The organism is Nitrospirota bacterium, assembly GCA_040754395.1.
In the GTDB taxonomy this organism is placed as follows: Bacteria; Nitrospirota; Thermodesulfovibrionia; order Thermodesulfovibrionales; family SM23-35; genus JBFMCL01.
Genome location: JBFMCL010000023.1, coordinates 1 through 13,809 on the forward strand (window position 1 = coordinate 1; position 13,809 = coordinate 13,809).

The 13,809-nt window shown below is 47.4% G+C and carries 13 protein-coding genes; 1 reads left to right on the forward strand and 12 read right to left on the reverse strand.

The annotated features are described in order from the left end of the window. Positions 1-97: 97 nt before the first annotated feature. The 7 genes from AB1552_11345 to AB1552_11375 form a co-directional block, all read right to left on the reverse strand. Positions 98-1,000: a PAS domain S-box protein gene (locus AB1552_11345; protein MEW6054362.1), complete on the reverse strand. Its 903-nt coding sequence runs from the start codon at positions 998-1,000 to the stop codon at positions 98-100. Positions 1,001-1,017: 17 nt separating this feature from the next. Beyond that, positions 1,018-1,269 (reverse strand): hypothetical protein, encoded by a 252-nt coding sequence (locus tag AB1552_11350; protein MEW6054363.1) that lies wholly within the window; start codon positions 1,267-1,269, stop codon positions 1,018-1,020. A 15-nt stretch (positions 1,270-1,284) separates the two neighbouring features. Next, positions 1,285-3,516: a PAS domain S-box protein gene (locus AB1552_11355; GenBank protein MEW6054364.1), complete on the reverse strand. Its 2,232-nt coding sequence runs from the start codon at positions 3,514-3,516 to the stop codon at positions 1,285-1,287. Further along, the gene (locus AB1552_11360; protein ID MEW6054365.1) at positions 3,517-4,569 is read right to left on the reverse strand and encodes a glycine betaine ABC transporter substrate-binding protein; all 1,053 of its coding nucleotides are present in this window, start codon (positions 4,567-4,569) and stop codon (positions 3,517-3,519) included. A gap of 424 nt (positions 4,570-4,993) precedes the next feature. Then, the gene (locus tag AB1552_11365; GenBank protein ID MEW6054366.1) at positions 4,994-5,302 is read right to left on the reverse strand and encodes a hypothetical protein; all 309 of its coding nucleotides are present in this window, start codon (positions 5,300-5,302) and stop codon (positions 4,994-4,996) included. 189 nt (positions 5,303-5,491) lie between these two features. Further along, on the reverse strand, positions 5,492-6,232 hold the full coding sequence (locus AB1552_11370; GenBank protein MEW6054367.1) for an RNA methyltransferase: 741 nt from the start codon (positions 6,230-6,232) through the stop codon (positions 5,492-5,494). Beyond that, on the reverse strand, positions 6,233-7,159 hold the full coding sequence (locus tag AB1552_11375) for a prenyltransferase (protein ID MEW6054368.1): 927 nt from the start codon (positions 7,157-7,159) through the stop codon (positions 6,233-6,235). Positions 7,160-7,312: 153 nt separating this feature from the next. Here AB1552_11375 and AB1552_11380 point away from each other — a divergent pair, with 153 nt between their 5' ends. Then, positions 7,313-7,864, forward strand: coding sequence for a hydrolase (locus AB1552_11380; GenBank protein MEW6054369.1), 552 nt, complete (start codon positions 7,313-7,315; stop codon positions 7,862-7,864). Between the two features lie 42 nt (positions 7,865-7,906). On the opposite strand, the gene AB1552_11385 is transcribed toward AB1552_11380, so the two are convergent. The 5 genes from AB1552_11385 to AB1552_11405 form a co-directional block, all read right to left on the reverse strand. Continuing rightward, a complete protein-coding gene (locus AB1552_11385) occupies positions 7,907-8,530 on the reverse strand; it encodes a nitroreductase family protein (GenBank protein ID MEW6054370.1) in 624 nt (207 codons plus the stop codon). After that, positions 8,517-9,323 carry a lysophospholipid acyltransferase family protein gene (locus AB1552_11390; protein ID MEW6054371.1) on the reverse strand — a complete coding sequence of 269 codons (807 nt, stop codon included), beginning with the start codon at positions 9,321-9,323 and terminating at the stop codon, positions 8,517-8,519. The genes AB1552_11385 and AB1552_11390 overlap by 14 nt, the downstream gene beginning before the upstream one ends. Positions 9,324-9,374: 51 nt before the next feature. After that, positions 9,375-10,478 carry a nitronate monooxygenase gene (locus AB1552_11395; GenBank protein ID MEW6054372.1) on the reverse strand — a complete coding sequence of 368 codons (1,104 nt, stop codon included), beginning with the start codon at positions 10,476-10,478 and terminating at the stop codon, positions 9,375-9,377. Between the two features lie 358 nt (positions 10,479-10,836). After that, positions 10,837-12,264: an NADH-quinone oxidoreductase subunit N gene (locus AB1552_11400; GenBank protein ID MEW6054373.1), complete on the reverse strand. Its 1,428-nt coding sequence runs from the start codon at positions 12,262-12,264 to the stop codon at positions 10,837-10,839. Then, positions 12,261-13,799, reverse strand: a complete 1,539-nt coding sequence (locus AB1552_11405; GenBank protein ID MEW6054374.1) for an NADH-quinone oxidoreductase subunit M — start codon at positions 13,797-13,799, stop codon at positions 12,261-12,263. The genes AB1552_11400 and AB1552_11405 overlap by 4 nt, the downstream gene beginning before the upstream one ends. Positions 13,800-13,809 lie beyond the last annotated feature (10 nt).

The window sequence follows — 13,809 nt, forward strand, 5'->3', positions numbered from 1 at the left end:
ACGGCTGTACTGCCCCGGTGATACCCTTTCTCATGGTGGTGTCTCCTTTCTTTTGTTGATTCCAGTTCAACCTTAAAAGGATACACCGCCTACTCATCTATTTACACACTTTTTGATTGTACTCCTTCATTTCCTCCATCTTTTCCTTGAGTTCCTTCATCCTCAGTTCTCTGCCGACAGCCATAGCATAGAAGTCCTCAAGCTCCTGTATCCTTTTCTTAATTTCTTCCTCTGTCTTTTTGCGATCAGTGATATCAGTCAATATAACCAGAATAGCCCTGTCTTCTCCATATGGTATAAGAGAAGCATTTATAAGGCAATCTTTTATCCCGTGGGATTTAGTAATAACCTTTATCTCATACTGTTCAACAATTTCCCCGGCCAATCTCCGCTTCATATTTTTAAAAGTCAACTCTTTTGAATCATCTGCGAGAAATTCAACGATTGATTTGCCCTGAATCTCCTCTCTGGAATATTCTATAAAGCTTAATCCAATCTCGTTGATATAAAGAATTGTGCCTTCTCTGTGGACAAGCACTACATTTGGGGAAGCATTTAGCATGTTACTGAATCGTTCCTCGCTCTTCTTCAGCTCCTCCTGTGCTTTTATCTGTTCCATCCGAATCTTCTTTTCTTTCAACCCATGGAGAACAGCAGGTCCCAGTCGCTTCAGATGTTGTTTTATCACATAATTTGCAGCGCCGGCTTTCATGCAGTCCACTGCGATGTCTTCGTTCATCGAGCCGGTGACGATAATAAAGGGAGTAAGAGGCGATTTTTCCTTTGTTAATCTGAGGGCTGTCATACCGTCAAAGGCAGGCATTATGTAATCCGATATAATCAGGTCAGGCTTAAACTCATCGAGAGCCCGGAGGAAATCCTTCTTGGTCTCCACCCGTTGGAAGACGCAAGGCTTCAATACCTTCCGTATTGCCCTTTCGTTTAATTCCGCATCCGTGAGCACATCTTCCACAATCAGGACACGATATTGAGTATCCACAATGTCTCCCCTATGCCTCAAACTGACCTTAGAAATTCCCTTTCAGGGGCTGATTTATCAAAAGCCAGAACAGTCCAGCATTGCTCATTGCCTGGCTTTCGTTCTGCAAATTTTCTCCGGCAGAAAATAAAATCGCGTGCCTGTGCTCCGTCTTCGACAATATAAATCCTGTTGGCCAATTTCTGTTCCCCCAGCGCCCTGATGGTCAGTTCTGCGTCATTCGGGTTGTCTTCCACAATCAGGATTTCGACTGTATCAAATTGCCTCATGTGGTATCATACCGTTCATTTCGGCAAAGAGAAACAGAACTCTGCTCCTTTATCGACCTCTCCTTCTGCCCATACCTCCCCTCCATGCCTGCGTACAAGTCTCTGTATAATTGCAAGCCCAACCCCGGTTCCAGGAAATTCCTGGTCGCTGTGCAGGCGCTGGAACACTCCGAAAAGTTTATCCTTGTATTGCATATCGAACCCGGCTCCGTTATCCTTAACGCAATACACTGTCCGGTCTTCCTCCTCCCTGCTTGTAATCGAGATAACCGCGTGCTCTCGGTTTGAGGTGAATTTGATTGCATTTGAAATCAGGTTAACCCAGACCTGTTTCATTAATACAGGGTCGCTGCTGGCTTTGTCCAAATCACCGAGTTGCATATCTATCCGCTGCCTTGTTTCCGGTGTAGCCAGTTCAAAATATACTTCATGTGCCATATTCTTCATATCGATTGAGGAAAAATGCATTTCTGCCCGGCCAAGACGCGACAACGCCAGGATATCATCAATAAGTTGCCCCATTTTCTGTGCATTTCCGGTAATTATGGAGCATATCCTCTTTCCTTCGTCATCCAGCTTTGTGCTGTATTTTCTCATGAGGATTTCTGTAAACCCGTCGATCGCCCTGAGCGGCGCGCGCAAATCGTGTGAGACGGAGTAGGAGAAGGCTTCAAGCTCTTTATTTGCAGCTTCTAACTGAGATGTACGCTCCCTGACACGATGTTCAAGTTCTTCATTCAGCTTTTGTATTTCTTGCTCTGCCTTCTTGCGCCCGGTGATATCATTTGCGATGGCAAGAATCAACGTTTCATGATCTAAATAAATCGCTCCTAAAGAAATCTCTACGGGAAATGTTTCACCCTCTTTGCGTTGATGATGACTCTCGAAGACAGCGGGTTCCCCCTCGATCACCCTATCCCAAAGTTTGTCTTTACCCTTCTCAATTTCTTCAGGATCGATATCAGCAATAGTTTTTGAAAGAAGTTCCTCTCTTGTGTAGCCGAGGCTATGGCAAGCTTTTTTATTGACATAAACTATTTGGCCCTGCGTGTTGTGAATGATAAATGCGTCAGGCGCTTGATCCATAATGTCACTAAATCGTTTTTCGCTTGTTCTCAGCATCTCCTCTACCAGCTTTTGCTTCTCTAAACTCTGCTTCATCTCGTTAAAGGAGCGTTTTAGGGCAACAGCCATAGTGTTGTAATGCGTTGCTAAAGTCTCAATTTCATCGCCGGTCTTTGGATTTACAAGATAGTTGAAATCTCCGTCGGTAATCCGCTGTACACCAACGGCAAGATCTTTGATAGGTTTCAGAATCTTTCCGATGACCAAAAATATCAGTGTTCCGGAAATAATACCTCCCGTCGCTAACAAACCCAAGATCATAGCGTTGTTACTTCGAATAGGCTGAATAATATTTTTCCATCTCTCACGGGTAATAACTCCCCAACCAGTACTTGGAACCGGAGCGAAGCCAGATACAACTCTTTCCCCTTTAGGATCATCAAAAAGGACAGCACCGCTTCCTTTCTTTAAAAGCATGACTGGTAAAGTTTTTGCTAGGTCGATGCCCAACTGAGAGCTGTAGCGATGGTAAATAACTTTGCCATTGCCATCCACTAAATAGGCATAGCCATCATAACCTGCTTTAATCTCAAGTACTTCGACGATCTTAGCCCAGATTATGGAGTATTTAATGGTACACATCCCTGCCAAAACTCCTTGGATCTTCTTATCCCTTCCGACGATCGGTAATGCAATCAGGACTACATTTTCGCCAGAAACTTGATCCTGAAAAATATTCGAGAAGGCGGGTCGTAGTGTACTCTGCACTGTAGCGATTTCGTTCATAACAGAAGCTTTCTTTTTCTCTGCTCCGGCAGCTCTCGACTTATACCAAACAACATCCCCTTCTTTGTTGTAGACTACTATTCCGGCATCGAAAACATTGAGCAGATTATTTGATTTTCCTATTGCTGAATCGAGACGTTCAGGTTTCATAGAACGCACCTCTTCCCAGTCTAAACTGCCTTCGAGAACCTTAATAAACCGAATAAGGGTTTCAGAGACCCGGGCAGCTGATATCCTTGCCAACTCAGAATCCCTCTGCTCGACAACATCTTGGGCTATACGGTCAAAAGTATAATTAATAATAATAAGCACAGCCAGAATCGCAAGTATTGCCGGGATAAAAATAGCGAGGAACAACTTCCATCTGATGCTTTTGAAGAAAAACATTCCTTGCATCTACCCTGAGTTTTCATCGAGCGCCTTATTGATCCGCTCGTACACATCTGATGTTACCCAAGTCTTCCAACGGTCTTTATTGTTTTTCAGATAATAGATAGCAGCCTTGTTGAAATCTTTTACTTCATTCTTTCTTTTCCAAGCCATGGTATTGTTAAGTGGTTCAAGTCCTATTACCATATTTCTTAGCATCTCCACTACGTCCGGAGCCTTTTTCAACAGGTTTTTATGAGCAACCTTATCAATAGGTGGAGATGGATAAGCGCAAGCCTGATCTAAAGGGCGCAATTTCTTATCCTTTATTGCCTCCATAATTTTTTTCCAGGTCGAATCATTATATGGCGGCTCTTCGAGGATATGCCACTCGTAGTCCGCCATTATATCGGTCGGGATCCAATAATAGGCAAATATTGGCTGGCGATTCATCTGGGCATGCTCCAGAGCTGCTTTAAGTGCCTCTTGGCTACCAGGGGTAATGGTATTATAGAACTTGGATAACTCGTAGGCTTCGATTTTGACCTCGTTAACCTCTTTACAGGTCCAGCCGATAATGCAGTTGTAAAACAAACCTTTAGAGGGATTTTCAGGGTCTTTAAACAACTCCCAAGAGAACCTCATATCAAACACGGTCTTGATGTCATACTGTTCCGACATCCATTTGGGTATTATGAATACCTGAGGGCTGCTCTCAAACGTCATCCCCAGGTTAACAATGCTCCCCTTCTTAATCTCCTCGTCATACCAAACCATATAGTTCTGCCTCCACATTTCCATGTTCAGATCAATCTCACCATCTTGCATCGAAGCTTGCATCATTGTGCTGGTTTCTTCCACAATTTTCACAGGGTATCCATAACCCTTCTCAATAATGAATCTAACGATGGCATTGTTGATTTTTAGTGAATTCCACTGGCCATCATAGAGTGTTATAAGCGGTTTTGGCCTATCGCCAGATATGAGCGAGAAGATGACCAAAACCCCGATGACAACCAATGCGGCAAGAATAGGAAGTGCCGTTTTTTTCATGAAAAGTGTTTTGGGATTACCTTCCATAGAATCTCACTTCCAGTATATCAAAGGTTTTCTAAATTTCCACGCTTTTCGTCTATGTTTCAGTTTCCTGTGCATATTCAGTATTGCTGAAAGGATGTTATACCTTGATAGTTTTTTAGACAAGCAAAAACAGGACATTTTGCCAAAATGATCATATTACTGTTTTAAGTGTTATGGGTGACCCCATAATGTGTGATCATAGTATCAGGAAGGCGATTATTGCTATGAATATGCACTGCTTTCAAATAAAGCTTTCTTCAGAAAGTGGGTGGCTGTCGAATAGTTGACTACAATGTGTGAGAAATGTTTGCTGAAAAATCATCAATTATGATAAGAAATGATCAGTTGTACCGGCGGTAAGCAACCTTTTACAAGTCAAAAAAGTTTATTGCCAATTCATTGTATTTTCTGTAATGATTTACTTTTAGGGCTGCTCCAAAGATTTCTCAATGTCGCCAGACTCTTGATTGCCTACGGCATTAATAATCGCTTGAGTGATTCCCCTTGACTGCTTACGCACCTCATGCCCATAAGCTAGATAATCCAGACTTCTTGCCACTATTCGCAAGGTAGATGCACCTTCGAAAATCTTCATGCATACATTGGATAGCAAGGTTCTCGCATACGCTGGTTTTTCGAAGATTTCCTTGATATCCACGGGAACCTTATGAATGATACCCTGTAGCGTAGGTGAGATACGTGCCGCTACTATACGGTAATCTATGCTTTTCATCTGCGTGACCATTTCATTGAATGTCCAGTAGTAGGAAGGCGGCTGTGTAAATCTCTGCCACTTGATTTCAATTTTTCCATCTAAAAAGCAGGCGAACCTCTATAGTTATTGGATATAGGCTGGGGTCAGTATATATTTACCTTCAAACTGCTCACTTGCTAGCTACTCAGTTTACTGTACAACTTTATTTTAAAGGGACTTTCCGGAAGTTCTCCCTTTTATCTTTCTCTCCACCTGCGAGCACAATCCCTGCAGCATTTTCAGCTCCCACTCTGTCAGACCCGCCCTGCCGATGAGGTGCCTGAGGTTCTTCATGATCTTCTTTTCGAGATCGGTATCTCCTCTCGGAACGAATTCGAGCAGCCTGAGGGTCGATTCGATCCGTGCATACAGCGGACCAACCTCTTTTTGTGTCATGAATGCAGGCGACGCAGCAGCATAGGTTCCCCGGCTCAGTTCATAGGCAACCAGCAGGACGCTCTGTGCAAGGTTCAGTGAGGGCGACTCCGGGTCTGAAGGGATGGTGACCAGAAATCCGCATTGCGCAACTTCGTGGTTCGTCAAACCGGTCCGTTCCCTTCCGAATAACACCGCAACCGTATTCCTGCGGGCTGCGGTGATTATCCTCCTGACGCTCTCCTGCAGCGGGATGATAAGCCCCCTGCTTTTCCCGAGTCGTCTCGTCGTTCCGATGACGAGATTCTTTTCCCTTACTGCATCTTTGAATTTTGCATGGACTGACGCCTTTTCAAGGATATCAGCCGCATTGCACGCCATCTCCCTTGCCTCATCATTCAGGAATTCACCGGGCTTTACCAGTGCGAAATTCCTGAACCCCATGTTCTTGAGTGCCCGTGCTGAGGCGCCGATATTGCCGGGTTCCTTTGGCTCCACCAGGATAAAGGAAATATTGTCTTTCCAGGATTTCATTCACCGTATGAATTTATCGACTGCAAATGAAAAAATGGTAAGCACTGCCGTGATCATCTGGAACTTGATCGTTCCTGCCTGGGCCGGGATGATCGCCACAGGATCTGCGTGGTGCTTCCACATATGCTGCGAAGCCTTTATTGCCATCGGCAGGGACACCAGTATTGCAAGCGACCAGACAGGATAGAGCCTGAGATACACAAGCAGGAGCACGGAAAGATAAAAAAGCGATTCAAGGATGATATACCCGTACCGGGCGCCTGATGTCCCGATCCGGACCACAAGGTTCCTTTTCCCGGCATTTCTGTCTGCCTCGTAATCCGGAAATTCATTGATCCAGAGAATGTTTGCCACCACAAATCCGTTGGGAGCGCCGATAAGGAAATACTCCGGCCTGAATACCCCGAAATTGATATATCCCATTCCAAGGGTGATGAGGGGGCCAAACGCAAGAAATATGATGATTTCCCCCAGTCCCCGTGACTGAAAAGAGAACGGCTTCATCGAATACAGTATCCCGCAGAGACCGCCGATTGTCCCGATCAGCAAGACCAGCGGCCGGCCAGACAGAATGAGCAGGATGCCTGATGCTCCCGCCAGAAGGAAGAATATCAGCGACATATGGAGAAACGTTTTTCTGGTCAGGATGCGTTCGAGACGGCTCCTGCTTCCTCCGCTGAACGGCGTAGGGAAGCGGTTGATTCTGTCGCTTTCGTCCCAGTCAAAATAGTCATTGAGGGTATTCGCGCCGAGATGCAGAAACAGCACGCCCGAAATCCCCAAAAAGGCGTTGAGCAGGAAAAATCCGTTTCCGTACGCCCAGCACCACACAGAACCCAATATGGCGGGCAGGACAGAAGCAGCCACAAACGGGAGTCTGGTGCCGATGATATATGACTGTTGTCTTGAGAGACTTTCAGCAGACATTCCTTCCCTCCTTCTGCAACACCGGAATTATAACAGAATGCGCATGTTATTCAGCAAGCCGTGCATGTCCGTTTCGGGGCTGCTCCTTGCCAATGGGGAGGCATATAAAGTAATCTAACTGTCACGAAAATTCATTGCAGAAAGGAGCGCCGTATGGAAAAGTTTCTCCTTGACCGTGATAATTCCGCACTGCTGATCATAGACATCCAGGAAAGGCTTGCTGCGGTAATGAAAGCTAAGGAACCTGTCGTACAAAACTGTATTCATCTCATCGAACTCGCAAAGATGCTCGGGATACCGGTCATTGTGACCGAGCAGTATCCGAAGGGTCTCGGGCAGACTGTCGAAGAGATCAGGAGTTCACTTGCAGAATACCGGCCTGTTGAAAAAATGACGTTCAGTTGCTGCGACGAGCCGGCATTTCTGGATGCGATACGGAAATTGAACAGAAAAACCCTTATTGTCACGGGCATGGAAACACATATCTGCGTTCTTCAGACATCACTCGGACTGATCCTGAACGGATTTAATGTACACCTCGTTAAGGATGCGGTCTGTTCACGGGCAAAAGAAAACTGGAAGACCGCATGCGGTTTCATGCGGGATGCAGGCGCGGCAATAACCTGCACCGAGGCAGTCCTGTTTCAGGTGCTGAAAATCGCCGGGACTGAGGAATTCAAATCTGTCGCAAAAAGGATCAAGTGAGCGGGGAAAGGGAATATTCTTCCCCGTAGAATCTGCCGAATCCTATTCCAGATATCTGACTTTCATTTCGACCGGCTGCTTTTGGGGGCCGCTTCCGGATCGTTCCGCATAGCCAACGGGAATAACCGCCATGAACTCTCCCTTTGGCTCGCCGAGAAAATTGAGGACCTCGTCCTTGAGAAGGAAGAGTATCCCGAGCCAGACAGTCGCGAGACCGAGAGAAGTGGCCGCAAGCAGAAGATTCTCCACCGCAGCGGCAGAACTCTGAATCTCCATGGTACGGAAAAAATCCCTCGCCATGTCCTGCTCGATCCTGAAAAGCTGAGTTCCGCGTTCCATCAGCTCACCGGTATTGGCGACCGCAATCACCACAGGAGCGCTTATTATGCTCCGTGCAGCCATCCGCAGCAGGGCTGAAGCGGGTTTTGGAAATTCGTTCGATTTCGCGGTAACAAGCTGTGCCAGTTCCTGCTTCTTCGCGCTTTTCATGATAATGAACCTCCACGGCTGCTGGTTATGCGCTGAAGGCGCTTCATTGGCAGCCCGAAGAAGCATGCTCAGCAGATGATCAGGCACTTCCTTCTTTGCGAAGGAACGGATGCTGTGGCGGTTCTTGATGGTCATCAACGTCTCATTGGCATGAAAGACTGAATCACTTGCTGTCATCTTTGCGATCCTCTTTTCCCCACTCTTTGAGTTTTTCCTGTATGAAATGCAGTATTCTCTCATGCTCCGCAGCCCCCCGTCCCTCAACACTCAGGGGTTTTCCGAATTCGAAATGGACCTTCTTTGTTCTGTCCACAGGACCGAAATCTTTCAGGTGTTTCCCGATGCCCCAGGCGCTGGTCTTCAACGCAAACGGCACGACCGGGACCCCGGCCCTCGACGCGAGTTTCACACCAAGCGTATTGAACTCTTCCGGCCTGAAGACGACTGACCGCGTGCTCTGGGGGAAAATGATTATCGATATTCCTGCCTGCAGTTTCTTTACCCCCTCTTCCAGCACCGCTTTCAGATCTTCACGCGGTTTCGTCCTGCCTACGGTAATCGGGTCCCTCGATCGCATGATGTGCTTGAATACGGGGGTGTCTGTCAAACTCTTTTTTACCACAAACGTAACCGGTCTGAAGGGCCGTATGAGACAGGGCAGGACAAACGTTTCAAGCGCGCTCATGTGGTTGCCGATAAAGACTGCCGCTCCATGGAGGCCGCGGATATTCTCCATGCCGCGAATTTCGAACCTCACTCCGACATTCTCGAGTGACCTCATGACCGCCAGGCTCCCCTCAATCCAGTCGGCATCACTGTATCCACGTGTCGCAGCCCTCCTGCTGTGCACGCATACGTACCAGATCCATTGCGGATAAAACATGAATTCTGGACTGAGAAAAAGCTTTGAGAGGAATGAACGGGGGCGGTTTATATCAGTTGTATATAAGTCTTTGTCCGTAATAGCCATTGTTTACTTCATGCAGCGCACAATACATGCCCTGCTTCTCTGTCAACTGCATCAGTTCCCTGCCGGTGCCTTGCCGGTGAGTTCGTCCATGAGGGTTTTCACAGAGAGTATGGCGTTGATTCTGTAGGCATTTGTCCCAACGGTATAGAGAGGGGCCTCCTTATCGGGATTATAACCCGCAGAGCTCAGAAGTCCGTTGCAGATGCAGAAATGATGCTCATTGCTGTATTTTGCAAGGCAATTGGTAAACTTGCCTTCCTGGTCCTTCACAAGCACGTATCCCTTATCACACTTGGGTATTCTGAGCTTTTTCTGCGCTATCACATACATCGGGGACTGCCTGATAACCCGGAAGGGAAGTCCGCAGGGAGAACCGGGGTCAATCGCGATAATGATGTCTTCCTTCTGCACATCAAGAACCGCCTGCTTATACTCCCTTGTCGCACTGCTCTCCTCGGTCACAAGAAACCGTGTGCCCATCTGGACACCGCGCGCTCCCATATCGAGGAATTGCACGATATCGGCATTTGTATAAATCCCTCCTGCGACGATCACCGGGAAATCACCATATTTCCGTGCGGTGTCCAGAACAGGGGGCAGCAGGTTCTCCAGCTTATTGGAATCGAGGTCTATCTGGTCGCCCTTGAAACCGAGATGCCCGCCTGCAAGCGGTCCCTCAAGCACAACTGCATCGGGTCTGTAGCGCAGCTTCTCCCATTTCTTGCATATGAGCTCAAGCGCCCTTGCCGATGATACGATAGGGATAAGCGCGGTATCTTTCGGGTCCTGAATGGCAGGGAGTCCCAGAGGCAATCCGGCTCCTGAGATTATAAAATCCGCTCCGGCGTCCAGAGCTCCCCTGACCGAATCCTCATAATCCCGCGCAAGGGCGATCATGATATTGATTCCGGTAAAACCTCCCGATGCCTTTGACAGTGAAACCTCTTCGTACGCAGCCTCATAGCTGTTTACTTTCCTGCCTTTGCGTTGTGACACAAGCCTGTCGAGGGCCGCGCTCGAGATGATTCCCACGCCTCCCTCCTTTGCAACAGCGCTTGCAAGGGGGGACAGGGATACACCAATCCCCATGCCGCCCTGAATAATGGGCTGGAAAATTCTTTTGCCTTTAATGAAAAGCGGTGGCAGTTCTGGCAATGTGACTCCTAAAAAAAGCTGCGCACACAACCGTTTGATTGTCAACGAAATCAAAGGGAAGCTTCGGTTTATACGCAAGACTTCTCAGCATATATCGATGTGGTATTGTAGCAGATTTACACAGTTATTTGCAGGAAATACGCGCATTCAGCAGAGGTTGTGAAGAGATTTCTGGTGAATGCGTCTCAACGCAGACAATGTCCGGGAGAAATCCGTGACAGGTCGCGCTCCTGCTGGAAGAACATCAACCAACAGGATGCAGGAAGCAACAGCATATGATGCTGCACATTCATTCATATGGAGGTCTGCATGAAAAGTATCGTGAAAAAATCAGGCTTCGATCTCCGTGAGAGGTGGATCAGAACCCTTTTACCGCTGCTTTGGCAAATTCAACAAGGGCTGTGGGGAATACTCCGACAACAAGAATCACCACAGCAGTCAATGCCAGGGCAACACCGTTTGAAAACGATGTGGTAAGGCTCACGTCAGTCTTTGGTTCCCTCATATACATATACATGATGATCCTCAGATAGAAGTAGGCTGATATGGCGCTGAATATTACTGCCACAACCACAAGCCATGTATATCCTGCGTTGATCGCACTCATGAAAATATACAGTTTGCCGATGAACCCGGCTGTCGGCGGAATCCCGGTCAGGGAGAACATGAAGATAAGCATGAGCATTGCCGCTAAGGGATGCGTCTTCCCAAGTCCTTCATAATCGTAAATACTGTCTCCCCTGAACCCCTCGCTCCTGAGCATGATGATAACCGCAAAGGCACCGATATTCATGAATGTGTATATCATGAGATAATTCATCATGCTGGCGAGCCCTTCGCTGTTTGCTGTAATGATACCGATGAGGGCGTATCCCGCATGGGCGATTGACGAGTACGCAAGCATTCTCTTGATATTCGTCTGTGCAAGTGCAACGATGTTGCCAACTGCCATTGTGAGGATCGAGATGGGAATGAGTATTGCAACCCAATCAACCTTTACCGACACAAAGGCTATCATGAAAACCCTTCCAAGCACCGCAAACCCCGCCGCCTTTGGACCGACAGACATAAAGGCAGTGACTGATGTCGGCGCACCTTCATAGACATCAGGTGCCCACATATGAAAGGGTGCAGCGGCAATCTTGAACCCGAACGCAACCACCAGGAATATGACAGAAAGCAATAATGACATATTGTCTGTCAATCCTCTTTCCGTTACAAACCCTGCGATGGCCTTCAGGTCGGTTGTCCCTGTCAGGCCGTACACAATAGAAATTCCGTACAGCAGGAACGCCGATGAAAACGCCCCGAGCAGAAAATACTTTAACGCCGCCTCATTTGACTTGACGTCATGCCTGATAAACCCGGCAAGGATATACGTGCTCAGCGCCATCAGTTCAAGGCCGAGATAGAGCACGATAAGGTCTCCTGCGGAAGCCATAATCATCATGCCGATCGTCGCAAAGAGGATCAGGCTGTAATATTCGCCATAATTCATCCGCTCAACCGCAATATATTTGATCGATATCAGAATCGTAAGGATAACATTGATAAAGAATATGAGCTTGAAAAAGGTACTGTAGCTGTCCGAGATAAACATGGTGCCGAAGGTTTCGCCTGAGGTGCCGAACAGTGATAGTCCTATCAGCGCCACTCCTGTCATACTGATGATCGCAATGGCCTCCTTTTTCTTGACAAGAAGGTCGATGAGTATGACGATCAGCGCAAAAGCAGTCAGAAGCAGTTCAGGTATCATTGGTGTGAGGTCTGGGAGCTGAAAATTCATCTGACTACCTCCATGATCGTTTTGGCGACATTCACTTCCTGCATGCCGCCGGAATTAACTCTCTCCATAAGATGCTGGACAGAAACATGCATGAAACTGAGGAATGAGCTCGGATACACGCCTATCCAGAATACAAGCAGCAGAAGGGGGATAAGGGTGAGTGTCTCCCTGGTATCCATATCCGGCAGACCAACGACTTTTGGATTGACTTCCATGAAAAAGATTTTCTGATACAGCCAGAGCATATATCCTGCACCGATGATTATTCCGGTACTCGCAAGCACACCGGCCAGTTTGTTGGCGGTGAATCCTCCGAGAAGAATGAGGAATTCCCCGACGAACCCGTTTGTCGCAGGAAGTCCGATTGCCGACAGGGTGAAGACCATGAAGAAGGCTGCATAAATCGGCATCACCGTTGCAAGTCCGCCATAATCTGCGATCTTTCTTGAATGGGTTCTGTCATAGACGATTCCAACCGACAGGAAGAGCGCTCCTGTCACAATCCCGTGGTTCAGCATCTGAAGGATTCCCCCTTCAAGCCCCTGGCTGTTCAGGGCAAATATTCCGAGTGTGACAAACCCCATGTGACTCACGGAACTGTATGCAATCAGCCTCTTCAAATCTGTCTGCGCAAGACATATGACCCCGCCATAAATGATCGCGATGACCGAAAGCGTCATCATCACAGGCACCATCGCGGTAGAAGCCTGCGGGAACAGGGGCAATGAAAATCTGAGAAAACCATAGGCGCCCATCTTGATCAGCACTGCCGCAAGGATGACGCTGCCCGCAGTAGGAGCCTCTGTATGGGCATCCGGAAGCCATGTGTGCACAGGCCACATCGGAACCTTTACGGCAAACGCTGCAAAAAATGCCCAGAACAGCCACATCTGCATCGTGTACGGGTATGTCTTGGTCATTAATTCAAGGATATTGAAGGTCTTGCCGGCATAGAGATAGAGGATGATGATCCCGACAAGCATCAGGACGCTTCCGATCAGTGTATACAGGAAAAACTTTATTGCCGCATATACCCTGTTAGGGCCTCCCCAGACCCCGATGATAAGGAACATGGGGATCAGCATCGCTTCCCAGAACAGGTAGAAGAGGAAGAAGTCGAGAGAACAGAATACCCCGACCATGAACGCGGTAGTAAGCAGTATTGCGATATAGAATTCCTTTACTTTTGTCTTTATCGATTCCCAGGAGATAAGAACGCATAAGATCGCGGTAAGCGTTGACAGGAGGACAAGCAGCACACTGATTCCGTCCACTCCGAGGAAATAGTAAATATTCCAGTTTGAAATCCAGCTGTGCCTTTCGGCAAACTGCATTTTGTACGTTGACTTATCGAAGTGTGTAAACAGCGGGAGTGAGAGGAGAAATGTTCCTATGCTGGTGGCCAGCGCGATCCCTTTGGTCAAAAGTTCCCATGACCTTTTGTTGATAAGGATCAAGAGAGCACCGAGAATAGGCAGAAATATGATCGTACTCAGGATCGGATAGCTTAATTGATTCATGATTACCTGTTCCATATTTCTCCCC

Bases quoted from the DNA above. Each gene is read 5' to 3' on its own strand.
- AB1552_11350 (MEW6054363.1), bottom strand. From the start codon at position 1,269: ATGAGGCAATTTGATACAGTCGAAATCCTGATTGTGGAAGACAACCCG.
- AB1552_11355 (MEW6054364.1), bottom strand. From the start codon at position 3,516: ATGCAAGGAATGTTTTTCTTCAAAAGCATCAGATGGAAGTTGTTCCTC.
- AB1552_11360 (MEW6054365.1), bottom strand. From the start codon at position 4,569: ATGGAAGGTAATCCCAAAACACTTTTCATGAAAAAAACGGCACTTCCT.
- AB1552_11365 (MEW6054366.1), bottom strand. From the start codon at position 5,302: ATGAAAAGCATAGATTACCGTATAGTAGCGGCACGTATCTCACCTACG.
- AB1552_11370 (MEW6054367.1), bottom strand. From the start codon at position 6,232: ATGAAATCCTGGAAAGACAATATTTCCTTTATCCTGGTGGAGCCAAAG.
- AB1552_11375 (MEW6054368.1), bottom strand. From the start codon at position 7,159: ATGTCTGCTGAAAGTCTCTCAAGACAACAGTCATATATCATCGGCACC.
- AB1552_11380 (MEW6054369.1), top strand. From the start codon at position 7,313: ATGGAAAAGTTTCTCCTTGACCGTGATAATTCCGCACTGCTGATCATA.
- AB1552_11385 (MEW6054370.1), bottom strand. From the start codon at position 8,530: ATGACAGCAAGTGATTCAGTCTTTCATGCCAATGAGACGTTGATGACC.
- AB1552_11390 (MEW6054371.1), bottom strand. From the start codon at position 9,323: ATGGCTATTACGGACAAAGACTTATATACAACTGATATAAACCGCCCC.
- AB1552_11400 (MEW6054373.1), bottom strand. From the start codon at position 12,264: ATGAATTTTCAGCTCCCAGACCTCACACCAATGATACCTGAACTGCTT.
- AB1552_11405 (MEW6054374.1), bottom strand. From the start codon at position 13,799: ATGGAACAGGTAATCATGAATCAATTAAGCTATCCGATCCTGAGTACG.